Below are 25269 nucleotides of genomic sequence, written 5' to 3' on the forward strand. Positions count from 1 at the left end.
TTAAAACCTCATAAAAATTTGATAATTAAAAAATCTTTTATAAAAAATTTTTAGCTATAATATAAAATTCTCTAGAAAAAGATTTAGATGAATTTGGTTTAAAAATTTTTATTTCATTAAAATATAAACTAATTTTTTTAATAAATAAATTAATATTTGGATTTTGTAAAAATTTAGTTATTAAAAAACCACCTTTTAATAATTTTTTTAAACTTATTTTAAAAGCTATATTTAAAAAATTAATATTATTATAATTATCTATTAATTTAAAACCTGAAGTATTAGATAACATATCTGATATAACAGCATTAACTTTATCATGTTTAATAAAATTAATAAAATTATTATAATCATTTATATTATTTAAATCTCCTTTAAAAAAATTTACATTATATAAACTTTTCATATAAATTATATCACATGCATATATAGAATTTACTTTAATATATTTAGATAAAAATAATGACCAACCTCCTGGTGAAGATCCTAAATCTATAACATTCATATATTTTTTAAATAAATTAAATTTATTATTAATTTCATATATTTTAAACCATGATCTAGACCTTAAATTTAATTTTTTTGATTTTTTATAATAAAAATCATTTAAATATTTTTTTTTTATCATAATATAAATATAATGTATCTATTTTAATTTTTAAATATATTCTATTTTTAGTAATTTATATTCTTTTAAACCATTAGGAGTATTAATTTTAACTATAGAATTAATTTTTTTTCCTATAAATGATTTTGCTATAGGAGAAAATATTGATATTTTATTTTTATTTATATCAGCTTCATCTTCTCCTACTATACAATATTTATATATTTTATTGTCATTTGTATTTTCTATTAATATAGTAGATCCAAATATAACTCTATTACAAAAAGAAATTTTTTTTATATCTATTACAATAGCATTAAGTAATTTATTTTCTATTTCTTTAATTCTATTTTCACATAACAATTGTTGTTCTTTTGCGTATTGATATTCAAAATTTTCTTTTAAATCTCCATGTTTTCTAGCATCAGATATTTCTTTTATTATTTTAGGTCTTTTGACATTTTTTAAAAAAATTAATTCTTCTTTAAGAACTTTTTCACCATAAACAGTCATTGGTATATTATTTTTCATAATCATAATAAAAAAAATTAAAAAATTATTTATTTAAAAAAATTGTATATATTTTTAATAAGTTTATCTATATTTAAATTATAATTAATAGATGAAATTATATAATAATTAAATTTTAATTTAAATATATTAAATAGTTTATCTATTTTATATTTTACATCATCAAAATTATATAAATCTAATTTATTAAAAATAATCCAAATAACTTTATCTTGTAAATTTATATTATTTATTTTAAATTCTTTCAAAATACTATGTAAATATTTATCAAATTTTATATATTTATCATACAATATAGATATATTTATAACATGTAATAATAATTTACACGAATTTAAATGATATAAATATTTAGATTTAGTAATTTTAAATTTATTTTCAAATATTATTCCTGGAGTATCTAATAATAATAAATTTTTATAATTATTTTTAATAACACCTATTCTAGGATATATAGTTGTAAATTTATAATTAGATATTTTAATATTGTTTATTTTTGTAATTATTTTAAATAAAGATGATTTTCCAGAATTTATTAATCCAAATATTCCAATATCAGAAATTAACATTAATTTAAATTGAATTATCTTATATTCACCAAGTTTACCTTTAGTAAATATTTTAGGACTTCTTTTTATAGAAGATTTAAAACTTTTATTACCTAATCCCTTTTTACCTCCTTTTGCTATTAAAATTTTTATATTTTTTTTATATAAATTATAAATTACTTCTTTTGTTTCAAAATTAATTAAAGTAGTTCCTATAGGCACATATATTATTATATCTTCTCCTTTCTTACCAGATTTACTATTTCTACTTCCATTTAAACCATTTTTACCATAAATATATTTTTTATTATAAAAATTTAATAGACAATATTTTAATTCACTAGAACAAATATATATATTACCTCCATCACCTCCATTTCCTCCATCAGGCTTTGATTTGTTAAATTTATTTTTTTTAGAAAAACTTAAACATCCATTGCCACCATTTCCAGCTTTAATATTAATTATTATATTATCTAAAAATTTCATAATTTATTAATATCTTTATATAAAGGTATAACACTTACAAAAGTTTTTTTTCTTGATTTATTAAATAACACTCTACCATATACTAATGAATATAATGTATAATCTTTTCCACATCCAACATTAACTCCTGGTTTAATTTTAGTGCCTCTTTGTCTAACAATTATATTACCCGATTTTACTATTTGAAGACCAAATTTTTTAATACCAAGTCTTTTACCAACAGAATCTCTACCATTTTTAGTAGATCCAGCAGCTTTTTTATGTGCCATATTTTTTTTTAAATTATATTTAATATTTTTATTTTTGTAAAAATATTTCTAAAATTAAATTTTTTTAATTGATGTTTTCTTCTTTTAAATTTTATTATTTTTATTTTTTCACTTCTAAAATGATTTAATATTAAAATTATTACTTTTCTATTTTTTATATATGGATCACCTATTATTAAATTATTATTATCATTAATTAATAATATTTTATTAATTTCTATTTTAGAATTTATAGGATAATTTAATCTATTTAAACAAATTATATTATTTTCTTCTAATAAAAATTGTTTACTAAATATATCTACAACAACATACATATATACCTCAATTTTTTTTAAAATTAAAATAAATTTTTATATTTTTTATTAAATTTTCCTATTCTTCCTATATTATCTATAAATTTTATTTTACCAGTATAAAATGAATGACATTTGTAACAAACATCTATATTAAAATCATTAGATATAGTAGATTTAATATTAAATTTATTTGAACAAGAACAAGTAACAACTATATCAAATTTTTTTGGATGAATATTTTTTTTCATAATATTTTATTTTTTTAAAAAATTTTTTATAAATTATTAAAAATAACATAACTATTTTTCTAAAATATATAAAATATGTTTTCTAATATTAGGATCAAATTTTTTTAAACTTAAATTTAAAATTTTTGATTTATTACATTTTTTTTTTATATAAAAATGTTTACTTTGTGTAGAAATTAATTTTATTATTTTTTTATTTTTCTTTGACATTTTCTAATAATTAATATTTTATTTTAAACTTACTTAAAGTTTTTTCTATGCCATTTTTAGCTAATATTCTTAAAGCCTTTGAAGATAATTTTAATTTAATAAATTTCAATTTACTACTAATCCACACTTTTTTATTATGTATATTTGGATAAAATTTTCTTTTTGTAGATTTCATAGAATTAGATCTATTATTTCCTATAGTAGTTTTTTTTTTAGTAATTAAACAAAACATAAAATAAATTTTAAATATTTTTTTTAAATAAATTATTTATAATATTAAATCTATCCAAAGCAATTTTATTGGCATTTTTATTACCATTTATTAAAATTTTTTTTAAATAAGATTCGTTATCTCTAATAATATAATATTTTTTCTGTATATTATATAATTTTTTAAATATTATATCTACAACATATTTTTTAAATACAAAATAATTTTTATTTTTAAATTCACATTCTATTTCAGAAATAGAAATGTTAGTTAATTTATGTATTATATATATTAAATTTGAAATACCAGGTTTATTTTTTATATCGTATTTTATAATAGGAGGATTATTAGAATCAGTAATACATTTATTTATTTTATTTCTAATAGATTCTTTGTTATCTAACAATGATATATAACTATAATAGTTATCAGATTTTGACATTTTCTTTCTAGGATTTGATAAAGACATTATATAATTACTATTTATAGAAAATTTTGGAATGTTAAATATATTACCATATAAATTATTAAATTTATTTGCTATATACTTAGATAGTGATACATTTTTTATTTGATCTAATCCTATAGGAACAATGTTTGAATTATATAATAATATATCTGAAGTCATTAATATAGAATATATATAATAACTTACATTTTTATTAAAATTATCCTTTTCAAATTTATATATTTTTTTTATTTTATTAAATTTTAAGATAGAAGAAAAAATCCAAAATAATTTAAGATGTTCTGCTACACTAGATTGTAAAAATAATATATTATCATTAATATTAATATCAAGAGATATTAATACGGATATTATATTAAATATAAATTTATTAGTATCAAATACTTTATTAGTTAATGCATGCAAATCTGCTATACAAAAAAAACATTTAAAAGAATCTTGCATATTTATCCATTGTGATAATACAGATATATAATTACCTAAAGTTAAATCTCCAGATGGTTGAATTCCACTAAATAGTATTAATTTATCCATTTAAAAATATTATAATATTAATAAAATAATTTAATAATAATAATAATTATAATATTTATGAACAAAAAATCAATAAATAATACTAAAGATTTCTATGTTACTATAGAAATACCAAAAGGAAATTTTGTAAAATATGAAATAAATAAAAAAAATAATAATATATATGTTGATAGATTTATTAACGCTCCAATTCCATATCCATTTAATTATGGATATATAAATAATACACTTAGTTTAGATAATGATTACTTAGACTCTGTAATAATATCAAAGTATAAAATATATCCAAATTCTATAATGTTATGTAGATCAATAGGAATGTTATTAATGGAAGACGAATCTGGAATTGATAACAAAATAATATGCGTTCCTAGTAATAATATTTCAAAAGATTATAAAAATATAAATAATATATACGATATTTCAAATAATTATTTAAACAAAATAAAATTTTTTTTTAAATATTATAAAAAAATGGATTCTAATAAATGGTCTAAAATAATATGTTTTAAAGACAAAAAAGAATCTTATAAAGAAATATTTAATTCAATAGAAAGATTTAAAAAAAATAAATAAAATTTTTTTTCTACATTTTAATTAAAATATCTCCAAACAATATTTTATTATTTTCTTTAATATTTTTATAAAATTTTATTTTTTTGTTATTTTGAAAAATTAACATTATACTAGATCCTAACATAAATTTTCCAATTTCATCTCCTTTTTTAAAAAAAAAACCATTATTATTATAATCCCAAATCCCAGATTCAGTAGAATAATTTTTATTAACTATTCCATGCCAATTTAAATAAATATTTCCAACAATTATAGATCCAATAAATATTTTTAATACATATCCAAAATTAGTTTTTAATAAACAAGATACTCTTTCATTTTGAAATAATTTAGAATAAGATCCTAAATAACTATTAGTATTAACTGTATTTAAATTTCCAGTAGTATAAATCATTTTTTTTATAAAACCGTTATATATCATATGTATTCTATGATAATTAGAAGGAGATAAATATATTATTATATAATTTCCATTATTAAAATAATTAATACAATTTATATCTTGTACTATATTATATAAAGAATAATTTTTTCCTTTTATAAAAACATTATTTTTATAATCTATTTTACCTATTTTAGTTATTAATCCATCAACAGGAGAAATAATTATATTATTATTATTATTTATAATTCTATTATTTTTTAATTTTCTACAAAAAAAATCATTAAAAGAATTATATTCATTAATATTTTTTTCATATTCATTAATATTTATTTTAAATATTAATATATAAATTTTTATAAAAAGTATATTTATAATACCTAAATTTTTATTAGATATATAAAAAATAAATTTGTTAATTTTTTTTTTTATTTTTTCTAAAATCATATAAATTAAATTATTATCATTTATTAATATATAATATATATTAATAATTATATACAAAATAAAAAATTTTAATATATTTTTTATAAAAAGGTAAAATAAAAATAAATAAATAATAAATATAAAATATTATAAATTAATAAATATGAATATCTTAAAAAATAATAATAATTTAATATGGATAGACTTAGAAATGACTGGATTAAATCCTAATACATGTAAAATAATAGAAATAGCAACTATAATAACAGATTATAATTTAAATATTTTAGCAAAGGGTCCAGAATATACTATATATCAATCTTCTAAATATCTATCTTTAATGGACAAATGGAATATAAATACTCATACAAATAGTGGATTAATACATAAAGTAAAAAATAGTCTTATTAATGAAGAAGAAGCTGAAGAAAAAACATTAGAATTTTTATCAAAATGGGTAGATTTTAAAAAATCACCAATGTGTGGAAATAATGTTAGTCATGATAGAAAATTTTTAATTAAATATATGCCAAAATTAGAAAATTATTTTCATTATCATCATGTAGATGTAAATTCAATAAAAGAATTGGTTAAAAGATGGAAACCTGAAATACTTAATAATTTTAAAAAAAAAAATAAACATAGAGCACTAATTGATATATATGAATCAATAGAAGAATTAATTTTTTATAGAAAATATTTTATATATTCATAAATTTTTTTAAAATGAAAAAATTACCAATATTATTTATTATAGGTCAAACAGCTTCAGGAAAAACTGATTTATCTATCAAAATTAAATCAATATTCCCATCATTAATAGAAATAGTAAATATGGATTCATTATCAATATATAGAGATATGAATATAGGAACAGCAAAAGTTTCAAAAGAAATACTAGATAAATACCCTCATAAATTAATAAATATAAGAGATCCATCTCAAAATTATTCTGTAAAAGAATACTATAAAGATGCTATAAATGTTATAAATATGTGTCATATAAATAAAAAAATACCATTATTTTGTGGAGGAAGTATGTTTTATTTTAACACATTAATAAATGGAATATCTGAATACAATATGGTTAATTTTACAAAAGTAAAAACATTTATTAACTATAAATTTAGTAATTATATTGATAATAAAAAAATATTTAATAATGTAAATAATATTTATAAAAAATTTAAAAATAATAACGAATACAAAAATATATATAAAATTAAAAAAATATTATCTATATTTATAACACAAGGTTTTATAAAATATAATTTTAAAAAATTAAATAAAAAATATAATCTATATAAATTTTGTATATTAAATAATAAAGATAATATAGAAAAAATAATAAAAAATAGATTTTTTAAAATGATAAAAAATGGATTTGAAAATGAAGTTAGAATTCTTTATAACAGAGGAGATTTGAATATAGAAAACAATAAATCAATTAGATCTATTGGATATAAAGAGATGTGGCTATATTTACTAGGAAAAATTTCATATAAAAGTTTTATAGAAAAAACAATAAAATCTAATATGATTTTAATAAAAAATCAAAATAAATGGATAAAAAAAATAAAAAAAAATTTATTATTTATGGAAAATAATGAATTATATAATAAAAAGATTATTAATATAATATATAATATTAAAAATAATATTTAAATTTAATTAAAATAATAATATAATTAAATGAAAAAATTTATGAAATGTGTATATAATTTAGTTAATAAATTTATAACTAATTATAATAAAATATATAATAATATATTTTTTTATATAAGTTTTTTATTAATAATAATTGTATTTTTTTGGTTTATAAAAGGATTTTATATTATTAAAAAAAATGAAAAAGCTACTATATTAAGATTTGGAAAATATTATAATATAAAAAATTCTGGTATAAATTGGATTATATATGGAATAGATAATGTAAAAATAATTAACACTAAAAATATTAATAATATAAATTCTTTAAATCTTATATTTACAAAAGATGAAAATTTAATTTATATAAAAACTAATATAAAATATTCAATTATTGATTTAAAAAAATATTTAATAAATATAAATAATATAAAATTTAACATAAATAATATTATAGATAGTATTATTTTAGAAAATTCAAATAAATTTTCATTTAATGAATTATTAGATAATAACAAAAAAAAAATTTTAAAAGAAATTTTTTTAAAAAATATAAATTTAAAAATAAATGAGTTAGATATTGGTATAAATATAATTGAAGTTGATATAAAAAAAATATATCCACCAGAAGAAATAAAAAAATATATTTATAATAATACTTTATTGATTGAAAAATTTAAACTAGAAAATAAAAAAAAAATTGAAGAATATAATAATTATATAAAATATAAATTTAATATATATTCAATAATAATTAATAATAAGATAAAATCATTATAATAAAAACAAAAAAATAAATAATAAATAAAATAAAAAAAAATTAGCTTCATGAAAGTAAATTATAAAAAATTTTTTATATTTATATTCCTTATTTTAATTATAAAAAAATCATTATTTATAATTCCAGAAGAAAATATAGGAATATGTTCTAGATTAGGAAAAATATTAAAAAATAATAAAAACGAATATATAATATTTAATCCTGGATTAAATATTAAAATCCCTTATATAGATAAAATAGAAATTATAAATAAAAATTTACAAATTATACATGATAAAGTTAAATGTGAAACTATAGATAAAAAAAATATAATTGTTAATTATTATATAAAATATAAAATATTTAACATTAATTCATATTATAAAAATACTGAAAATAATTATTATGTTATAGAAAATGTGTTAAAAAATAAAACAAATATTTTTTTAAAAGATAAAATAAGTAGTCTTTATACAAAAAATATATTGAATAATTTAAACCTAATTTTAAAAAAAAAAAATATTTTTTATGATAAAAATATAAATAAAATTTTATTATTTGGAATAGATGGAATAGATATTAAAATATATAAAATAATATTAGATGATGATTTTTATAAATATATATGTGATAAAATGAAACTAGAACAAAAAAAAATATTTAATAAAAATATATTAAAAATTAAATTAAAACATATAAAAAATAAAATAAATATATATTATAAATATAAAAATAAAATGCTAAAATTAAATAAATTATATAATTTACAAAAAAAATATTATAAATATCAATAAAAAAATATTAATAAAAAATAGTATATATATAAAAATTGTAATAAAAAATTTAAAATTATTAAAAAAAATAAAAAATAATTAAAAAAAATATTAATCAAAAAAAAAGTATTATGAATAATATTGTTTATGGATTTCATAATATAAATTATTTTTTAAATGTAAAAAAAGAATTAATAGATATTTTTTTTTTATATAAAAATATAAATATAAAAGAAAATTTAAAATTAAAAGTTATATTGAATAAAATTAATTATTTAAATATTCCAATAAAATTTGTTAACAAAAAATATATTACAAATTTAATAGGGGAAAAATTAAAAAAAAATAATCAAAATTTTTGTATTAAAATAAAAAATAATATATCTTATTCTTTTGATAAAATAAAATTATTAAATTTTATTAATAATAATAATAATAAAAAGTTATTTATAATATTAGAAAATATAAAAGATTCTAGAAATTTAGGATCATGTATAAGAAATGCTGATGCTGCGGGTATAAATATTGTTTTAATAACTAAAAAAAATTCGTCATCTTTGAATAATTATGGAACTAATATATCCTCTAGTGGAGCTATTAATAATTTAAATATAATGAAATTTAATGATATTAAATATATATTAAATATATTTAAAAAAAATAAAATTAAAATTGTATCTACATCTGATAAAAGCAATAATATTATTTATAATAATAATTTAAAATTACCAATAGTTTATATTTTTGGATCTGAAGATAAAGGTATAACAGAAATATCTAAAAAATATTCTGATTTAATAGTAAAAATACCAACATATGGGTATATTAATTCAATAAATGTTTCAGTAGCAGTTGGGATATGTTTATTTGAATCAATTAGACAAACTTTTTTTATAAATAAATTTTAAAATAATACAAATTTTTTTATTAATTATGAGATATTATGAAATAATGATTTTAATAAATCCAATTTTTCAAAATAAAATTGATGAAATAATTATTAATTATTCTGAAATAATAAATAATAATTTAGGTAAAATATATAAATTTGAAAAAATAGGAATAAGAGATTTATGTTATCCTATAAAAAAAAATAATAAAGCTTATTTTTTATTAACAAATATACAATGTAATGTTAATATAATAAAAGTTATAGAAAATTTAATAAAAACAAATGAAATTATTATAAGATATTTAATATTAAAAATAAAAAATCCAACAAATAAATTTTCTAAATTATATAAATATGAATAACAAAAATAATATAAGAAAAAAAATATATAGAAAAAAAAATATAATTATCGATTATAAAGATATTAATTTATTAAATAAATATGTTTCTGAATGTTATAAAATTTTACCTAGTAAAACAACTGGAACAAAACTTAAATATCAACATAAAATATCAAAATCAATTAAAATAGCTAGATTTTTATCTTTAATACCTTATACAGATAAACAAACAATAAAAATTAAAAAATAAAATATAAAAAATATTTTAAAAAAAAATAAGAAAAATATGATTAATTTAATATTAGTAAAAAATTTTAATAATTTAGGTAAAAAAGGAGATTTTATAAAAGTTAAAAATGGATATGCTTTTAATTATTTAATTCCATATAAAATATGTATATTAAAAGATGATAAAAATATTAATAAAATATTTTTAGAAGAAGATAAAAAAAAAGAAATTAATAATAAAAATTTAATATCATTAAATAATCTTATTAATAAAATAAAATTATTAAAATATTCAATAAATATTAATGTTAAATCAAATAAAAATGGAAAATTGTTTGGATCAATAAATAAAAAAAATATATTTATATTATTAAATAATATAGAAAATGTAAATTTTTTAAAAGAAAAAAATATAATTATATATAATAATAAAATACAAAAAATAGGAAATTATAAAATTTTTATAAAAAAATTTAATATTAAATTTTCATTTAATTTAAATATTTTAAATAAAAATTAAAAAAAAATTATTTTTTTTCTTTTTTATTATTATTATTATTATTATTTTTAATTATTTTTAACGGAATTAAAAATAAATTTATAAAGTCTAAATATAATATTAAAGCTCCTAATATGGAATATTTATTTATAAGTAAATAATCTTCATTATATATTAATTTTGAGCCTAAATTTTTTATTTTTTTAGTATCTATAATTATTAATCCTATAAATATAAAAATACTTATATAAGATATAATCCATTCAAATAAATAATTACTAAAATATATATTTATAATAGATGATATAAATATTCCTAATAAAAACATTAAAAGTATATTATTCAATTTTATTAAATTACTTTTAGAAAAATAACCATATATACTCATTAATATAAATGTTATTAAAATAGATAAAAAAGAATAACTTATTTCATAAGAAGTATAAATTAAAAATACAGTTGATAAATTTATTCCAGTTAATATAGAATACATAATAAATAATGTTATTATATTATTTTCACTTAATTCTTTTGTATAATTAGATAATACAAACATTATATATAATTGAATAAATGATAATATTATAAAAAATAATATATTATCATGTAAAAAATATAATAAATATGAAGATTTTGAAACATAAAAAGATACTAATGATGTTATAAACAATCCAAAAGACATCCAACAATAAACTTTTAATATAAATTTATGAATTAATTCAGAACAATATACATCATAACTATTAGAATTAGAATCTTTATAAATATCATTAAACATTTATTTTTTTAAATTTAAATTTAATAAAAAAAATTATTACATATAAAATTATATTATATATTAATTATATATTATTTTAAAAATAAAATAATATTAAAAATTTATTTCAAAATCTTCAATAGATGAATTTATAGATAATATAATTCCAATTTTAATAAAATTAGATAAAAGAGAAGATCCTCCATAACTTATTAAAGGTAATGGAATTCCAACTACTGGCAATATACCTATAGTCATACTTATATTTATAATAATATTTAAAAAAAATGTAAATATAAATGATGATATTAATATTTTAGAAAAAATGTCATTAGTTTTATAAGATATACATATCATTCTATATATAATTATTAAATATAATGTAATTAATAACATTATTCCTAATAATCCAAATTCTTCTCCTATTACAGAAAATATAAAATCAGTATTATTTTCTGGAACAAATTTAAATTTATTTTGTGTGCCTTTAAATAAACCTTTTCCAAAAAATCCTCCTGAACCTATAGCTATTTTAGATTGCATTATATGATATCCTGTACTATAATTATCTATATTTTTAAATAAAGATATTATTCTATTTTTTTGATAATTTTTCATAAATAATTTCCAACTTAAAATAGATAATATTGTAAAAAATAATAATATTTTTTTTATAAATTCAAAATTTATGCCAGATATAAATAAAATAAATAAACCAGATATTAATAAAATAATAGAAGTTCCTAAATCTGGTTGTATAAATATAAAAAATACAGGTAATAATAATATAAAAAGATAATAAAATAATGATATATTTGAATTAGGGCATCCAAATTTTTTAATAAAATAACTACAAATTAAATTATTAGATATTTTAATAAATTCTGATGGTTGAAATATAAAATATCCTATTTTTATCCATCTTTTTGCACCTTTAATATTTTTTCCATATATATGAACAATAACTAAAAATAATATAGAAATTAAATATATTAATATAGAATAATTTTCTAATTTTCTTTTATCAATTTTAGATATAAGAATCATTACCAAATTGCTTATAATTATATTAAAAATAAGTTTTTTTAATATATTTATATCTTTATTACTAGAACTAAATAAAATTATCATACTAAACATTAATATAAAATATATTAATAATATTAATATATAATCAATAGTTATTTTTTTATTCATGTTTATTTATCTGTCTTTAAAATTAAATAATCAAATATTTTTCTAGTTATATATCCTATATTATAATTTTCTAATCCTCCATTTTCTAAAATTATTGTTAATATAAATTTAGGATTGTCAAATGGAGCAAAAGCAACTATCATTTTATGATCTCTTAAATCAATAGGCAATTTTTTTTCATCATAAATTTTATTATTTTGTAATGAAAATAATTGAGCCGTCCCTGTCTTTGATCCAATTTTATATTTAGAATTTAAAAAAGAATTTTTAAGAGTTCCATTTTTCCCATGAGCAACATTATACATACTATTTTTTACTAAATTAAAATATTTTATATTTATTTTATATTTAATGTATTTATTTTTAATATTATTATTTATATTAATAATATTATCAATATTATAATCATATATATAATCTAAAATAACAGGTTTTTTTATTAATCCATTATTTAATAATATAATTAGCGACTTTAACATTTGTATTGGAGTAGAATACCAATATCCTTGTCCTATTCCAACAGATATTGTATCACCATCTAACCATTTATTTTTAAAAACTTTTTTTTTCCAATATTCATTTGGTAAATTTCCGTTATTTTCTTCTATATCTATTCCAGTTTTTTTGTTATATTCAAAATTGGACATAAAATCATATATATTATCTATTCCGCATATATATGCTAAATTATAAAAATATATATCTGATGACTCTTCTATTGCATTATATAAATTTATCCATCCTCTTCCATTTTTATTCCAATCATTATATACTTTATAAAATTTAGGCATAGTCCAAGTACTATCATCAAATATTAAATCATTTTCTCTAATTATTTTTTTGTTTAAAGAACTTATTAAAATATATGGTTTTACAGTAGATGCGGGAGGATATATTCCCTGAGTTGCTCTATTTAACATAGGACATGAATTATTATTTAAAATATTTTTATATTCTTCATTCGTAATTTTTTTAGAAAATTTATTTAAATCAAAATCTGGATTAGATACTAATGATAAAATTTTTCCATTAATATCTGATATTATAACTGCAGATTTACTTTTTTTAATTAAATTTCTAACATATATACTTAAATTTATATCTAATGAAGTATAAACATCATTACCATATAATGGTAATGATGTTTTTCTTAATCCTAATATTTTTCCTAAATTATTAATTTTTATTTCTTTAAATCCATTTTTTCCCTTCAAATATTTTTCATATTTTTTTTCTATTCCAATTTTACCTATATAATCATCTACATTATATATTTTTTTTTTATGATTATATTTATTCAATTCTTTGTTATTTATTCTAGATATATAACCTATAGAATGTGAACATATATTTTTAAATGGATAATGTCTAATATATTTTTTTTTAATTTTTATATTTGGAAATAAATATTTATTAACTAAAAAATTTTTTATATCTATTAAAGAAAAATCTTTACTTAGAATTATTAATTTTTTTTTACAATCTTCATTTTTTAATAAATTTATTTCATTTATATCATCTTTTGAAAGATTTATTAATTTACTAATATTTATAATATCATTTTTTAAATTATTATTTTTATATATTACCAATTTAAAAACTGTTATATTTTTTGCTAAAATTATATTATTTTTATCAAATATAAAACCTCTTTTTGTATTTAATAATATTTTTTTTGTGCAATTATTATAAGATCTACTATAATATTTATTAAAATTTATTACTTGTATATAAAATAACCTTATTATTATAATTAATATTGAAATAATTGATAAAAATACAAAAATAATTATTCTTTTATTAAATACAGATAAGTTACATTTTTTATAATTTTTATTATAAAATATCATCAATTTTAATATAATTTCTTTTATAAATGTTATCTAAATTATATATATTTCTAGTATTTTTTTGCATTACATTCAATATAATATCGTTTAAATCTATTAATATCCATTTAAAATTTATATCAAATTCTAATTTTTTATTAATATTATATTTAAAATTCTTATATATTTCTTTATATATAAATTTAGAATGATTTTCAGAATTTGTTGTACATATCAAAATATAATCAATAATAATAAATTTATTATAAACGTGAAACAAAGATATATCTTTTACTTCAAGTTTTTTTATAAATTTTATTATATTTCTAATATTTAAAACCATATATATTTTTAAAAAAGTTATTTTTTTAAACATAAAACATATGACAATTTTTCTAAACTATTCCATATAATTTCATTTTCAAAATTGTTATTCATAATTCTATTATATTCTATATTTTTTATAATAATTAAAATATTTAATAAATTATTATAATTTATATTTTTTAAAAAAAAAATAATATCATTTTTATCAAATTTGTTATTTATATTATTTATGTAATATATATTTTTATTTATACCTAATTTAATATATATTATTGATTCTAAAAAATTACTTATAATAATTAAAAATTCATATGATTTACTATAAAAATTTTTTTTAATAATTAATAAACTTATTATAAACAATTTATAATTAAAAATTATTAAAGAATATATATAACAAAAATTATAAATATCTATTATTATTAGATCATTTTTAAGTATATTTTTTATAATATTTTTCTTTTTTATAAATATATTTATTAATATAATAATAATATTTATATTATTATTATATAAATAATATAACCATTTTAATATATTTAAATTCAAATATTTATTTTTATTATCTTTTAAAGATATATAATTATATTTTATTAAAAAATTTGTAAATGTTTTATAATTATTTATTATATAATTTTTTATTATAAAAAGTTTATTTTTTTTTAAAAAAAGTAAATTTTTAATAAAAAAAATACATATTATCAATAATATACAATTTTTATATTCTTTAATATATTTTAATAAAAATAAAAATATTTCTTTTTTGTCAATTGTAATTATATATATTTTTTTTATATCAAAAATATTATTAGATCTTATATTTAAATATAAATCATTACAATCTTCAATATCATTTAAAATAAATTTATTTATTATTTTTTTTTTTATACTTAAAATTTTTATTATATTAGATTTTAATACATTTATTATATATAAATCCTTACAAAAAAATATATAATTTTTATATTTTAAATTTAAAATTATATCCTTCATATTTTTTTTTAAATAAATATTTAAAAAAGTAAAAAATTAATTATTTTTTTTTCATTATTTATATATGTATTTTTTATTTTTTTATCTTTTATAAATAATTTAAAATTATTTAATTTATTTATAATCTTTATTATTTTTTTATTATTTATATATTTTTTAAAATGAATTTTAAATTTATACTTATTATTTATGTATATTAAATATGTATTCTCTTTTTCTATATATGAATAATTATTATAATCTGGCCATTTTTCAAAATCTATATTAGACATTCCTAATTTATTCCATAATATAAATGATATATGTGGAGCAAATGGATATAATAATTTTATTAAAGTTTTTATAAAATTATTTATAATATCATAATTATAATTATATTTATCATTTATAATAATATTATAAATTATATTAGTAAGTTTTATAATATTAGAAATAGATGTATTAAGAGTTTGTTTTTTTTCTATATCAAAAGTTATATTTTTTATTTTATTAAAAAATTCTTTATTTAAATATAAATAATTTTTTTTTTTATTTAAATTTATTTTTTTATTATTTAAATGAATTAAAACTAATGACCATAATTTATTTAAAAATTTATAAATACCTATAATATTATTTTCTTTCCAAATTATATTTTTATTAACAGGAGCTAAAGATATTATAAAAACTCTTAAAGTGTCTGCTCCATATTTTTCTATTATTTCAGAAGGATTTATTCCATTATTTTTTGATTTAGACATTTTACATAATCCATTATAAAATATTTCATTATTATTTTTATCAAAATATTTAATATTATTATTTTCAATTTTTTTTTTTATTTCATAAAAAGGGACCCAAATTATATTATTTTTTTTATTTATATAATAATAAGATTCAGATAAAACCATTCCTTGACAAAGTAATTTAATTGCTGGTTCATCATATTTTATAAAATTTAGGTCTCTTAATAATTTATTATAAAATCTAAAATATAATAGATGAGAAGTAGCATGTTCTATACCTCCTATATATTGATCTATTGGAAGCCAATAATCAACATTTTCTTTATTTACTAAATATTTACTTTTATTACATGTAAATCGTATATAATACCAAGAAGATTGTATAAAAGTGTCTAATGTATCATTTTCTAAATAAAATATATTATTATTTATATAAATTTTTTCTTTATCATTTGAATAATAATTTTTAACTTTAATTGGTAAATAAATATCAGGAATTTCTACTATTTTATCATTTTTTGTTGCCATGGGTATTGGAACACCCCAATTTCTTTGTCTAGATATACACCAATCTTTTAAATTATATGTATATGTTTTTTTAAAATTAAAATTTATTTTTAAAATATTATCATCTCTCATTATATTATTTGATATAGAATATGTATTATATAATATATCTTCATATAATATTTTTTCATTTTTGTATTTTTTTTTATTTAAAAAAAATAAATAATTTTTTAAATTTATATCAATAAGTTTATTATTGTAAATTTTATTTTTATATATATAAATCATATAATTAGAATCTATAATATTTATATTAATAAATCTGTTAATTAAATTATTTATAGCTAATATATTTGTTTTAATATATCCATATTTTTTTATATGTTCTATTACATTATTGTTATATAATTTAATATTTTTTTTATTCATTATAAATGACAATATATATTTTGATAATTTATTTTTTAAAGATATAAAAATAAATTTTATATTTAAAAAATCATATATATTTTTGAAATTTATTATAATTTCTTTATTATTTAAATTAATTAAATTAAATTTAATAACTATCCATTTATTTTTTCCTATCCACTTTTTCTGCATATTTTTTACTTCTTTTGGCCAAAATTTTAATTTATTTATATTATTTAATAATTCATCTGAATAATTTGTTATTTTAATAAACCATTGTTTTATAAATTTTATAGATACATAATTATTACATCTCCAACATTTATTATTTATAACTTGTTCATTAGCTAATACAGTTTTATCTTTATTACACCAATTTACAGAAGAATACTTTTTATAAATAATTTTTTTTTTATATAATTTTTTAAATAAAAATTGTTCCCATTTATAATAATTTTCATTACATGTTATAATTTCTTTATCCCAATCAAAACTAAATCCTAATAATTTTAATTGTTTTCTCATATAATTTATATTATTAAAAGTCCATTTTTTAGGTGACAAATTATTTTCAATAGCAGCATTTTCAGCTGGTAAACCAAAAGAATCCCATCCAATTGGAAATAAAACATTTTTACCATTCATTCTATTAAATCTAGCAAAAATATCACCAATAGTATAACTTCTTATATGACCAATATGTAATTTTCCTGAAGGATATGGAAACATTGATAAACAATAATATTTTTTTAATGTTTTATCATTACTTACTTTAAAAGTATTAAATTTTTTCCAAAAATTTTGAACAAATTTTTCAATAATTTTATGATTATATAATTTCATAAATATATTTTATTTTTTTTAGTAACTTTTATTTTTTTAATTTGAATTTTTTTAATATAAAAAGTTCTTTGTTTTTCATAATATAATTATCAATATTATTTTTATGAGTATATCCTAAAATATGTAAAAACCCATGAGTTATTATGTGAATCCAATATAAATATAATTTTATATTATATATTTTTGATTCTTCTTCTATTTTATCTTTAGACATTATAATATCGCAAAATAAAATCTTTTTTTTAAAATAATAAATTTTTGAATTAAAAGTCAATATATTTGTAGATCTGTTTATATTTTTATATATATTATTTAATTTAGTAATTTCTTTATTATTTGTTATATATAAACATATATTATATGTATTATTATTATTTATAATTAAATAATTTATTATATTAAATATATCTATCTTAGTTGGAAAATAATTATTTTTTCTTACTTTATTAAAAATTATATTTAATTTAACACTCATATTAATTATTATATAATAATGTAATAATTATTTAAAAAAAAAATAAAACATAATATGTTAAAAATATTTGACACTTACAGTAAAAAGAAAAAAATATTCATTAATAATGATAATCTAATAAAAATATATGTATGTGGTATTACTCCATATTCTTATTGTCATATAGGACATATTAGAACTTTTTTAATATTTGATATTATAATAAGATATTTAAAATACTTAAATTATAAGATAATTTATGTAAGAAATATTACAGATATAGATGATAAAATAATTAAAAAATCAATAGATAAAAAAATTAATGTAATAAAATTAACAAAATATTTTATAAAAAAAAATAATATAATATTTAATAAATTTAATATAACTAAACCAAACTATGAACCAAAAGTTACAGATAATATAAAATATATTATTGATAATATTAAAATTTTAATAAAAAATAAAAATGCTTTTATAGATAAAAATGGAGATGTAATTTTTAATACATCTTCATATAATTATTATGGAAAATTATCAAATAGAAAAACAAATAATAATTTTGTATTATGGAAATTAAACAATAATAATAAAAATGAATTACTATGGAAATCTCCATGGGGTTATGGAAGACCTGGATGGCATATAGAATGTTCAGTTATAAGCAATAAAATATTAGGAGATCAAATAGATATTCATGGGGGAGGATATGATTTATTATTTCCTCATCATGAAAACGAAATAGCACAATCTAATTGTTTATATAAAAATTTTAATATTAAATATTGGATTCATATTGGAACTGTTAATGTTAAAAATAATAAAATATCAAAATCATTAAATAATTATATAGGAATAAATAAACTATTAAATAAATTTAATATAAATACAATAAGATATTATCTTACTAAAAAAAAATATGAAAAACCAATAAACTTTAATATTTCTAAAATAGAAAAATCAAATATAGAATTAGATAAAATAAATATTTTTTTTTCAAATAAATATTTAAATAAAACAGAGATTAATTTAAAAAAAAAAACAATAATAAAAAAAAAATATATATTTAATAAATTCATTGATTATATGAATGATGATTTTAATATCCCAAAAATATATGATTTATTATTTAATACAATAAAAAATATAAAAAATAGAAATATTGAAAATAAATATTTATACAATATTTTAAAAGAAGTTAAATTAATAATGAAAATATTAGGATTTAAATAATACCCAGGACGAGACTCGAACTCGTACAGCATAAAAGCTAAGGGATTTTAAGTCCCTTGTGTATACCAATTTCACCACCTGGGTTTTAAAAAAAAGCGCGTTCTGGAATCGAACCAGAATAAAATGGATTTGCAATCCACTACATAACCATTCTGTCAACGCGCTAAATAAAAGCGGGAGACGAGATTCGAACTCGCGACTTTAACCATGGCAAGGTTATACTCTACCAACTGAGTTACTCCCGCATATAATTTTATATTATTATATAAAAATTAAAAATCTTTATCAATATTTTTTTAATTATTAATAATATAAAATATTCTTATAAAAAATAAATTAAATCCTATTTTTTCATTAAAATAATAATTTATATATTTATTATACTTAAATAAATATTTTATAAATAAATTTAAATTTTTAATAGAAGCATTATTAGATATATATAAAATTTTTTTTATATCATTTTCTGAATATAAAATAGGATTTATTATATAATTTTTATCTATTTTTAACATAAATAATATATGTAATATATTTATAATATTAATAAATATATTATTATAATTAAATGTATATTTATTTATATAATTTATACATTTATTAAATAAACATATATTATTTATAACAATAGAATTTATAATATCTAATAATAAATTAATATCACATATATTTAATATTTTATTTACAATATCAATATTAATTGTATTATTATTAGATATTAATATACATTGTTCTAATATATTTAAAGAATTTCTAATACTACCATTTGAAAAAATTGATATATTATACAATGATTTTTTTGTATATTTTATATTCTCATTATCTAATATAAAAACTAATCTTTTCACTATATCACAAATAGATATTTTTTCAAAATTTAGAACAATACATCTAGATAAAATATTTTCTGGTATTTTTTTTATATCATTAGTAGCAAGTATAAATTTAATATAATTTGGAGGTTCTTCTAATGATTTTAATAATGCACTAAATCCTTGTTTAGATAGAATATGTATTTCATCTATAAGATAAATCTTATACTTACTTTTAATAGGATAATATATTATATTTTCTAATAATAATTTTATATCATCTATGCTATTTTTTATAGCAGCATCAATTTCTATATAATCATAAAATTTATTTTCATTTATTAAAATACAATTTTCACATGTATTACAAGGGAAATTATTACTTTTTATTAATAATTCATTAATATTAATACAATTAATAGATTTTACTAATAATCTAGCTATTGTAGTTTTACCTATTCCATTATACCCAGTAAATATATAAGAATGATGTATTTTTTTAAAAAAAATAGCATTTTTAAAATATTTTACTATGTTTTTTTGACCTATTATATCATTAAAAGTATTTGGTCTCCATTTTGTATATAAATTATCATACATATAATATATTTATAAATTATGAAAAATATTTATTATTTTAATAAACTATTACATTGAGATCTATATCTTAATACATGATCCATTAAAACAATAGATATCATAGATTCAATAACAGGAACGGCTCTTATACCAACACATGGATCATGTCTACCTTTTACTAAAATTTTAACATCATTGCCATATTTATCTATAGTATTTCCTTCTATAGATATACTTGATGTAGGTTTTATAGCAACATTTATTAATATATCTTGACCAGTACTTATACCTCCTAATATACCACCAGAATGATTACTTAAAAACCCTTTTGAAGACATATTATCTCTATTTTCACTACCTTTTTGATAAATTACATTAAAACCATCACCTATTTCTATACCTTTTACAGCATTTATGCTCATAATAGCATGAGATAAATCAGCATCTAACTTATCAAAAACTGGTTCTCCAAGTCCATATGGAACATTTGTAATAACAACACTAACTTTAGCTCCTATAGAGTCTCCATTTTCTCTTAATTTATTTATTAAATTTGATAAATCATTTATTATGTAATCATTAGGACAAAAAAAATCATTTAAATTTATATACTTCCAATCTAAAAATTCACAATTTATATTTCCAATTTGTGATATATACCCTTTTATTTCTGTATTAAATACATTTTTTAAATATTTTTTTGCTATAGCTCCTGCAGCTACTCTAATTACAGTTTCTCTAGCCGATGATCTACCACCACCTCTATAATCTCTATGTCCATATTTAATAGAATATGTATAATCTGCATGACCAGGTCTATATATATCTTTTATATTATTATAATCTTCAGATTTAAAATCATTATTTTTAACTAAGATACCTATACTTGCTCCTGTAGTCATTCCATTATATAAACCAGATAATATTTCTATTTTATCATTTTCTTTTCTATATGATGTATATTTTGAATTTCCAGGTTTTCTTCTATCTAATTCTTTTTGAATATCTGATTCAGATAAATAAAATTTAGGAGGCATTCCATCAATTATTCCACCTAAAGCAATTCCATGTGATTCGCCAAATGTTGAAACTTTAAATATTTTACCAAAACTATTTCCTGACATAAAACACCAATAATTAGTTATTTATATATATATTAATAATATACATCATTAATATAATTAATTCAATTAATTATATAAAATATAATATTTTTAAAAATAATAATATTATGTAATAATATATATATAAAATTACTTTTATTATTTTTAAATTATTTTTTTTAAAAAAAATATATATAAATTATGTCTATAGTAAATAAACAAGCACCAAATTTTATAGCTTCTGCTATATTAAAAAATAACAAAATAGTAAATAATTTTAATTTTAAAAATTATTTAAATAAAAAAATAGGAATATTATTTTTTTGGCCTATGAGTTTTTTAAATATATATTTAGAAGAAATGATATTTTTTAATAAAAACTACAATAAACTTTTAGAAAATAATGCAAAAATTATAGGAATATCATGCGATTCAGAATTTGCTAATTTAAAATGGAAAAATATTATAAAAAAAAACAATAAAATAGGGAATATAAATTTCCCAATAGTATCTGATAAAAAAAGAGAAATAATTAGATTTTATAATATAGAAAATGAAAACACAGGAATGGCATTAAAATCTATTTTTATAATAGATAAATGTAATATAATAAGATTTGAGTTAATACAATATAATATATTTTTTAAAATAAATATAATAAGTATTTTAAATATAATAAATTTTTTAAATAAGAAATAAAATAATATTAAATTTTATATGATACTAAAATAGTCGCTTATTTTTTTTTTATAAATAAGAGGAAAGTCCGGACTCCAAGAGCAATGATGCCAGATAACGTCTGGAAGATGAAAATCTATGACAAGTGCAGCAGAAAATATACCGCTTTTATAAAAAAAAGTAAGGGTGAAATGGTATGGTAAGAGCATACCTTTAATTTTTGGTAACAAAATTTAAAATGTAAACTTCCATCAGGAGAAAGACTAAAAATAAGTTTTTACTGCTCGTAATATTTTTTTATTTAAAAAAATAAACTTTAGGTAAGTCGATTGAATTAATATGTGAATATTAATCTAGATTAATGACTATTTTAAACAGAATCCGGCTTAACAGTATTCTAATTAATTTTTAATATTATTTTTTTTCTAAAAAAAAATTTTTATGAATTTTATAATTTTAAAACTTTTTGTTATTTTATCATTATTTTTAAATGGAATTAATAAAACTTTTTATACTATTTCTTTTTCTTTAATAACCAAATTTATTTTAGATAATAGAAATTTAAAAAATAAAATAAAAAACAATATATTAAAAAATAAAATCATATTTTTAATAAAAAAAAATAAAAAAATAAATAATATAAAAATATCAATAATATTAAATAATAATATATTATTAATTTTAGGAAATATAAATAATATTAAAAATTTAAAAATTATAGAAAATATTTTAAATAATAATATAAACAATGATATAAATATATATAATAAAACTATTTGTAAAAAAAGTAATTACATATCTGAAATAAATGATATATTATTAAAATTTAAAATATATAAAAATATTATTATAAATAAAAAAATTTATTTATTAAAAAATAAAATATATGTACATAACAATAAAATTTATATATTTATATTTAAAAATGATATTAAAAATTTAAATAACTTAAATGAAATATTAAATAATTTTAAAAATAATAAAATATTTTTTAATAAAAATATTATCTTTTAGAAAATTGAATTCTTTTTCTAGATTTTTTAAAACCAAATTTTTTTCTTTCTACTTTTCTAGAATCTCTAGTAATTAATTTATTTTTTTTAAGTATACTTTTATAATTTATATCATAATTTAATAAAGCTTTTGATATTCCATGTCTTATAGAATATATTTGTCCAAATTCACCACCTCCTTTTACTGTTATTAAAATATCAAATTTTTTTAAATCAAGATTAACTATTTTAATTGGATAAATTATAATATTTTCTTTTATAAAATTATTTCTACAAAAAATATCAATTTTTTTATTATTAATAACAAAATTACCATTACCATTTTTTATAAATACTCTAGATATAGCATTTTTTCTTTTACCTGTTCCATAAAAATAATTTTTCATATATTATTATATTATATTTTAATAATTGTTGGATTTTGTGAAATATGATTATGATTAGAATATTTATATACCTTTAATTTATTAATAAATATTTTTTTTAATTTATTTCTAGGTAACATATTTTTTACAGCATTTATTAAAACTAAATTACTATTTTTTAAAAATAAATCTTTCAAAATATATGTTTTTAAATTACCTATATAACCACTATGTCTATAATATTTTTTTTTATTTAATTTATTTCCAGAAAATATAATTTTTGAAGAATTTATAACTATAATATAATCACCATTATCTATATTATTTTTATAATTTGATTTATGTTTTCCTTGTAATATAATCGATATTTTACTAGCTAATCTTCCTAATATATAATTGTTAGCATCTAATATATACCATTTTTTCTTATCATTACTTATAGTCTTTGTAAAACTTTCATTAAAAAACATAATACTTTATTAAGTTAATTTAATTTAAAAAAAA

The 25269-nt window shown here is 14.6% G+C and carries 33 protein-coding genes, 2 tRNA genes and 1 other RNA gene; 13 read left to right on the forward strand and 23 right to left on the reverse strand.

The window, feature by feature from the left end:
- Window positions 1-37: 37 nt before the first annotated feature.
- From NAREPO1_RS00225 to trpS, 9 genes are read right to left on the reverse strand one after another with little or no spacing between them, the layout of a single operon-like run.
- Complete coding sequence (locus NAREPO1_RS00225) at window positions 38-628, reverse strand: SAM-dependent methyltransferase (protein WP_130624015.1); 591 nt, start codon at window positions 626-628, stop codon at window positions 38-40.
- 30 nt (window positions 629-658) lie between these two features.
- The gene (greA, locus tag NAREPO1_RS00230) at window positions 659-1138 is read right to left on the reverse strand and encodes a transcription elongation factor GreA (RefSeq protein WP_130624016.1); all 480 of its coding nucleotides are present in this window, start codon (window positions 1136-1138) and stop codon (window positions 659-661) included.
- A 29-nt stretch (window positions 1139-1167) separates the two neighbouring features.
- Window positions 1168-2175, reverse strand: coding sequence for a GTPase (locus NAREPO1_RS00235; RefSeq protein ID WP_130624017.1), 1008 nt, complete (start codon window positions 2173-2175; stop codon window positions 1168-1170).
- Window positions 2172-2444: a 50S ribosomal protein L27 gene (rpmA, locus tag NAREPO1_RS00240; protein ID WP_130624018.1), complete on the reverse strand. Its 273-nt coding sequence runs from the start codon at window positions 2442-2444 to the stop codon at window positions 2172-2174. The genes NAREPO1_RS00235 and rpmA overlap by 4 nt, the downstream gene beginning before the upstream one ends.
- A gap of 8 nt (window positions 2445-2452) precedes the next feature.
- A complete protein-coding gene (gene rplU, locus NAREPO1_RS00245; RefSeq protein ID WP_130624019.1) occupies window positions 2453-2761 on the reverse strand; it encodes a 50S ribosomal protein L21 in 309 nt (102 codons plus the stop codon).
- A 23-nt stretch (window positions 2762-2784) separates the two neighbouring features.
- The gene (rpmE, locus tag NAREPO1_RS00250; protein ID WP_130624020.1) at window positions 2785-2991 is read right to left on the reverse strand and encodes a 50S ribosomal protein L31; all 207 of its coding nucleotides are present in this window, start codon (window positions 2989-2991) and stop codon (window positions 2785-2787) included.
- Window positions 2992-3042: 51 nt separating this feature from the next.
- Window positions 3043-3201, reverse strand: a complete 159-nt coding sequence (rpmG, locus tag NAREPO1_RS00255; RefSeq protein ID WP_130624021.1) for a 50S ribosomal protein L33 — start codon at window positions 3199-3201, stop codon at window positions 3043-3045.
- A gap of 10 nt (window positions 3202-3211) precedes the next feature.
- Window positions 3212-3433 (reverse strand): 50S ribosomal protein L28, encoded by a 222-nt coding sequence (gene rpmB / locus NAREPO1_RS00260; protein WP_130624022.1) that lies wholly within the window; start codon window positions 3431-3433, stop codon window positions 3212-3214.
- Window positions 3434-3443: 10 nt separating this feature from the next.
- Complete coding sequence (trpS, locus tag NAREPO1_RS00265) at window positions 3444-4415, reverse strand: tryptophan--tRNA ligase (protein ID WP_130624023.1); 972 nt, start codon at window positions 4413-4415, stop codon at window positions 3444-3446.
- A gap of 57 nt (window positions 4416-4472) precedes the next feature.
- Between trpS and NAREPO1_RS00270 the strand changes: the two genes are divergently transcribed.
- Window positions 4473-4991 carry an inorganic diphosphatase gene (locus NAREPO1_RS00270; RefSeq protein ID WP_130624024.1) on the forward strand — a complete coding sequence of 173 codons (519 nt, stop codon included), beginning with the start codon at window positions 4473-4475 and terminating at the stop codon, window positions 4989-4991.
- Window positions 4992-5001: 10 nt separating this feature from the next.
- On the opposite strand, the gene asd is transcribed toward NAREPO1_RS00270, so the two are convergent.
- Entirely contained in the window at window positions 5002-5820 is an 819-nt protein-coding gene (gene asd, locus NAREPO1_RS00275; RefSeq protein WP_130624025.1) for an archaetidylserine decarboxylase, read from the reverse strand.
- 148 nt (window positions 5821-5968) lie between these two features.
- On the opposite strand from asd, the gene orn reads away from it, so the two are divergent.
- From orn to rplI, 8 genes are all read left to right on the forward strand, one after another.
- Window positions 5969-6514 (forward strand): oligoribonuclease, encoded by a 546-nt coding sequence (gene orn / locus NAREPO1_RS00280; RefSeq protein WP_130624190.1) that lies wholly within the window; start codon window positions 5969-5971, stop codon window positions 6512-6514.
- Window positions 6515-6525: 11 nt separating this feature from the next.
- A complete protein-coding gene (miaA, locus tag NAREPO1_RS00285; protein ID WP_130624026.1) occupies window positions 6526-7464 on the forward strand; it encodes a tRNA (adenosine(37)-N6)-dimethylallyltransferase MiaA in 939 nt (312 codons plus the stop codon).
- Between the two features lie 39 nt (window positions 7465-7503).
- Complete coding sequence (locus NAREPO1_RS00290; protein WP_172597197.1) at window positions 7504-8226, forward strand: SPFH domain-containing protein; 723 nt, start codon at window positions 7504-7506, stop codon at window positions 8224-8226.
- Between the two features lie 48 nt (window positions 8227-8274).
- Complete coding sequence (locus tag NAREPO1_RS00295) at window positions 8275-9000, forward strand: SPFH domain-containing protein (RefSeq protein ID WP_130624028.1); 726 nt, start codon at window positions 8275-8277, stop codon at window positions 8998-9000.
- Window positions 9001-9110: 110 nt separating this feature from the next.
- A complete protein-coding gene (locus tag NAREPO1_RS00300; RefSeq protein ID WP_130624029.1) occupies window positions 9111-9887 on the forward strand; it encodes an RNA methyltransferase in 777 nt (258 codons plus the stop codon).
- A gap of 25 nt (window positions 9888-9912) precedes the next feature.
- Complete coding sequence (rpsF, locus tag NAREPO1_RS00305; RefSeq protein ID WP_130624030.1) at window positions 9913-10233, forward strand: 30S ribosomal protein S6; 321 nt, start codon at window positions 9913-9915, stop codon at window positions 10231-10233.
- Window positions 10226-10462, forward strand: coding sequence for a 30S ribosomal protein S18 (gene rpsR, locus NAREPO1_RS00310; RefSeq protein WP_130624031.1), 237 nt, complete (start codon window positions 10226-10228; stop codon window positions 10460-10462). Before rpsF ends, rpsR begins: the two co-directional genes overlap by 8 nt.
- A gap of 36 nt (window positions 10463-10498) precedes the next feature.
- Window positions 10499-10960, forward strand: coding sequence for a 50S ribosomal protein L9 (gene rplI / locus NAREPO1_RS00315; RefSeq protein ID WP_130624032.1), 462 nt, complete (start codon window positions 10499-10501; stop codon window positions 10958-10960).
- Window positions 10961-10967: 7 nt separating this feature from the next.
- On the opposite strand, the gene NAREPO1_RS00320 is transcribed toward rplI, so the two are convergent.
- The 7 genes from NAREPO1_RS00320 to ybeY form a co-directional block, all read right to left on the reverse strand.
- Window positions 10968-11717, reverse strand: a complete 750-nt coding sequence (locus NAREPO1_RS00320) for a Bax inhibitor-1/YccA family protein (protein WP_130624033.1) — start codon at window positions 11715-11717, stop codon at window positions 10968-10970.
- A gap of 93 nt (window positions 11718-11810) precedes the next feature.
- A complete protein-coding gene (gene rodA, locus NAREPO1_RS00325; protein ID WP_130624034.1) occupies window positions 11811-12893 on the reverse strand; it encodes a rod shape-determining protein RodA in 1083 nt (360 codons plus the stop codon).
- Window positions 12894-12895: 2 nt separating this feature from the next.
- On the reverse strand, window positions 12896-14743 hold the full coding sequence (gene mrdA, locus NAREPO1_RS00330; RefSeq protein ID WP_130624035.1) for a penicillin-binding protein 2: 1848 nt from the start codon (window positions 14741-14743) through the stop codon (window positions 12896-12898).
- A complete protein-coding gene (rsfS, locus tag NAREPO1_RS00335) occupies window positions 14730-15098 on the reverse strand; it encodes a ribosome silencing factor (RefSeq protein WP_130624036.1) in 369 nt (122 codons plus the stop codon). The genes mrdA and rsfS overlap by 14 nt, the downstream gene beginning before the upstream one ends.
- Window positions 15083-16042: a hypothetical protein gene (locus NAREPO1_RS00340; protein WP_130624037.1), complete on the reverse strand. Its 960-nt coding sequence runs from the start codon at window positions 16040-16042 to the stop codon at window positions 15083-15085. The genes rsfS and NAREPO1_RS00340 overlap by 16 nt, the downstream gene beginning before the upstream one ends.
- A gap of 20 nt (window positions 16043-16062) precedes the next feature.
- Window positions 16063-18528: a leucine--tRNA ligase gene (gene leuS / locus NAREPO1_RS00345; RefSeq protein WP_130624038.1), complete on the reverse strand. Its 2466-nt coding sequence runs from the start codon at window positions 18526-18528 to the stop codon at window positions 16063-16065.
- Between the two features lie 28 nt (window positions 18529-18556).
- Window positions 18557-19003 carry an rRNA maturation RNase YbeY gene (gene ybeY / locus NAREPO1_RS00350; RefSeq protein WP_130624039.1) on the reverse strand — a complete coding sequence of 149 codons (447 nt, stop codon included), beginning with the start codon at window positions 19001-19003 and terminating at the stop codon, window positions 18557-18559.
- Window positions 19004-19057: 54 nt separating this feature from the next.
- Here ybeY and cysS point away from each other — a divergent pair, with 54 nt between their 5' ends.
- Window positions 19058-20215: a cysteine--tRNA ligase gene (cysS, locus tag NAREPO1_RS00355; RefSeq protein ID WP_130624040.1), complete on the forward strand. Its 1158-nt coding sequence runs from the start codon at window positions 19058-19060 to the stop codon at window positions 20213-20215.
- Here the strand turns inward: cysS and NAREPO1_RS00360 are convergent.
- From NAREPO1_RS00360 to aroC, 4 genes are all read right to left on the reverse strand, one after another.
- Window positions 20216-20299, reverse strand: a tRNA-Leu gene (locus NAREPO1_RS00360).
- Window positions 20300-20387: 88 nt separating this feature from the next.
- Window positions 20388-20460 (reverse strand) — tRNA-Gly (locus NAREPO1_RS00365).
- A gap of 51 nt (window positions 20461-20511) precedes the next feature.
- A complete protein-coding gene (dnaX, locus tag NAREPO1_RS00370; RefSeq protein ID WP_130624041.1) occupies window positions 20512-21627 on the reverse strand; it encodes a DNA polymerase III subunit gamma/tau in 1116 nt (371 codons plus the stop codon).
- Window positions 21628-21659: 32 nt separating this feature from the next.
- Window positions 21660-22730 carry a chorismate synthase gene (gene aroC / locus NAREPO1_RS00375; RefSeq protein ID WP_130624042.1) on the reverse strand — a complete coding sequence of 357 codons (1071 nt, stop codon included), beginning with the start codon at window positions 22728-22730 and terminating at the stop codon, window positions 21660-21662.
- Window positions 22731-22910: 180 nt separating this feature from the next.
- Here aroC and NAREPO1_RS00380 point away from each other — a divergent pair, with 180 nt between their 5' ends.
- From NAREPO1_RS00380 to NAREPO1_RS00390, 3 genes are all read left to right on the forward strand, one after another.
- Window positions 22911-23408, forward strand: a complete 498-nt coding sequence (locus tag NAREPO1_RS00380) for a redoxin domain-containing protein (protein WP_130624043.1) — start codon at window positions 22911-22913, stop codon at window positions 23406-23408.
- A 17-nt stretch (window positions 23409-23425) separates the two neighbouring features.
- An RNA gene (gene rnpB / locus NAREPO1_RS00385) (RNase P RNA component class A) lies at window positions 23426-23791 on the forward strand.
- A gap of 37 nt (window positions 23792-23828) precedes the next feature.
- The gene (locus tag NAREPO1_RS00390) at window positions 23829-24401 is read left to right on the forward strand and encodes a hypothetical protein (RefSeq protein WP_130624044.1); all 573 of its coding nucleotides are present in this window, start codon (window positions 23829-23831) and stop codon (window positions 24399-24401) included.
- Here NAREPO1_RS00390 and rpsI read toward each other — a convergent pair.
- Window positions 24391-24786, reverse strand: a complete 396-nt coding sequence (gene rpsI / locus NAREPO1_RS00395) for a 30S ribosomal protein S9 (protein WP_130624045.1) — start codon at window positions 24784-24786, stop codon at window positions 24391-24393. The two genes, NAREPO1_RS00390 and rpsI, sit on opposite strands and share 11 nt — an antisense overlap.
- Window positions 24787-24797: 11 nt before the next feature.
- Window positions 24798-25235, reverse strand: coding sequence for a 50S ribosomal protein L13 (gene rplM, locus NAREPO1_RS00400; protein ID WP_130624046.1), 438 nt, complete (start codon window positions 25233-25235; stop codon window positions 24798-24800).
- Window positions 25236-25269: the final 34 nt, after the last annotated feature.

Source organism: endosymbiont of Euscepes postfasciatus (genome assembly GCF_004296535.1).
In the GTDB taxonomy this organism is placed as follows: Bacteria; Pseudomonadota; Gammaproteobacteria; order Enterobacterales; family Enterobacteriaceae; genus Nardonella.

Coding starts and splice junctions, on each gene's coding strand:
- NAREPO1_RS00225 (WP_130624015.1), bottom strand. CDS start 628: ATGATAAAAAAAAAATATTTAAATGATTTTTATTATAAAAAATCAAAA.
- greA (WP_130624016.1), bottom strand. CDS start 1,138: ATGAAAAATAATATACCAATGACTGTTTATGGTGAAAAAGTTCTTAAA.
- NAREPO1_RS00235 (WP_130624017.1), bottom strand. CDS start 2,175: ATGAAATTTTTAGATAATATAATAATTAATATTAAAGCTGGAAATGGT.
- rpmA (WP_130624018.1), bottom strand. CDS start 2,444: ATGGCACATAAAAAAGCTGCTGGATCTACTAAAAATGGTAGAGATTCT.
- rplU (WP_130624019.1), bottom strand. CDS start 2,761: ATGTATGTTGTTGTAGATATATTTAGTAAACAATTTTTATTAGAAGAA.
- rpmE (WP_130624020.1), bottom strand. CDS start 2,991: ATGAAAAAAAATATTCATCCAAAAAAATTTGATATAGTTGTTACTTGT.
- rpmG (WP_130624021.1), bottom strand. CDS start 3,201: ATGTCAAAGAAAAATAAAAAAATAATAAAATTAATTTCTACACAAAGT.
- rpmB (WP_130624022.1), bottom strand. CDS start 3,433: ATGTTTTGTTTAATTACTAAAAAAAAAACTACTATAGGAAATAATAGA.
- trpS (WP_130624023.1), bottom strand. CDS start 4,415: ATGGATAAATTAATACTATTTAGTGGAATTCAACCATCTGGAGATTTA.
- NAREPO1_RS00270 (WP_130624024.1), top strand. CDS start 4,473: ATGAACAAAAAATCAATAAATAATACTAAAGATTTCTATGTTACTATA.
- asd (WP_130624025.1), bottom strand. CDS start 5,820: ATGATTTTAGAAAAAATAAAAAAAAAAATTAACAAATTTATTTTTTAT.
- miaA (WP_130624026.1), top strand. CDS start 6,526: ATGAAAAAATTACCAATATTATTTATTATAGGTCAAACAGCTTCAGGA.
- NAREPO1_RS00290 (WP_172597197.1), top strand. CDS start 7,504: ATGAAATGTGTATATAATTTAGTTAATAAATTTATAACTAATTATAAT.
- NAREPO1_RS00295 (WP_130624028.1), top strand. CDS start 8,275: ATGAAAGTAAATTATAAAAAATTTTTTATATTTATATTCCTTATTTTA.
- NAREPO1_RS00300 (WP_130624029.1), top strand. CDS start 9,111: ATGAATAATATTGTTTATGGATTTCATAATATAAATTATTTTTTAAAT.
- rpsF (WP_130624030.1), top strand. CDS start 9,913: ATGAGATATTATGAAATAATGATTTTAATAAATCCAATTTTTCAAAAT.
- rpsR (WP_130624031.1), top strand. CDS start 10,226: ATGAATAACAAAAATAATATAAGAAAAAAAATATATAGAAAAAAAAAT.
- rplI (WP_130624032.1), top strand. CDS start 10,499: ATGATTAATTTAATATTAGTAAAAAATTTTAATAATTTAGGTAAAAAA.
- NAREPO1_RS00320 (WP_130624033.1), bottom strand. CDS start 11,717: ATGTTTAATGATATTTATAAAGATTCTAATTCTAATAGTTATGATGTA.
- rodA (WP_130624034.1), bottom strand. CDS start 12,893: ATGAATAAAAAAATAACTATTGATTATATATTAATATTATTAATATAT.
- mrdA (WP_130624035.1), bottom strand. CDS start 14,743: ATGATATTTTATAATAAAAATTATAAAAAATGTAACTTATCTGTATTT.
- rsfS (WP_130624036.1), bottom strand. CDS start 15,098: ATGTTTAAAAAAATAACTTTTTTAAAAATATATATGGTTTTAAATATT.
- NAREPO1_RS00340 (WP_130624037.1), bottom strand. CDS start 16,042: ATGAAGGATATAATTTTAAATTTAAAATATAAAAATTATATATTTTTT.
- leuS (WP_130624038.1), bottom strand. CDS start 18,528: ATGAAATTATATAATCATAAAATTATTGAAAAATTTGTTCAAAATTTT.
- ybeY (WP_130624039.1), bottom strand. CDS start 19,003: ATGAGTGTTAAATTAAATATAATTTTTAATAAAGTAAGAAAAAATAAT.
- cysS (WP_130624040.1), top strand. CDS start 19,058: ATGTTAAAAATATTTGACACTTACAGTAAAAAGAAAAAAATATTCATT.
- dnaX (WP_130624041.1), bottom strand. CDS start 21,627: ATGTATGATAATTTATATACAAAATGGAGACCAAATACTTTTAATGAT.
- aroC (WP_130624042.1), bottom strand. CDS start 22,730: ATGTCAGGAAATAGTTTTGGTAAAATATTTAAAGTTTCAACATTTGGC.
- NAREPO1_RS00380 (WP_130624043.1), top strand. CDS start 22,911: ATGTCTATAGTAAATAAACAAGCACCAAATTTTATAGCTTCTGCTATA.
- NAREPO1_RS00390 (WP_130624044.1), top strand. CDS start 23,829: ATGAATTTTATAATTTTAAAACTTTTTGTTATTTTATCATTATTTTTA.
- rpsI (WP_130624045.1), bottom strand. CDS start 24,786: ATGAAAAATTATTTTTATGGAACAGGTAAAAGAAAAAATGCTATATCT.
- rplM (WP_130624046.1), bottom strand. CDS start 25,235: ATGTTTTTTAATGAAAGTTTTACAAAGACTATAAGTAATGATAAGAAA.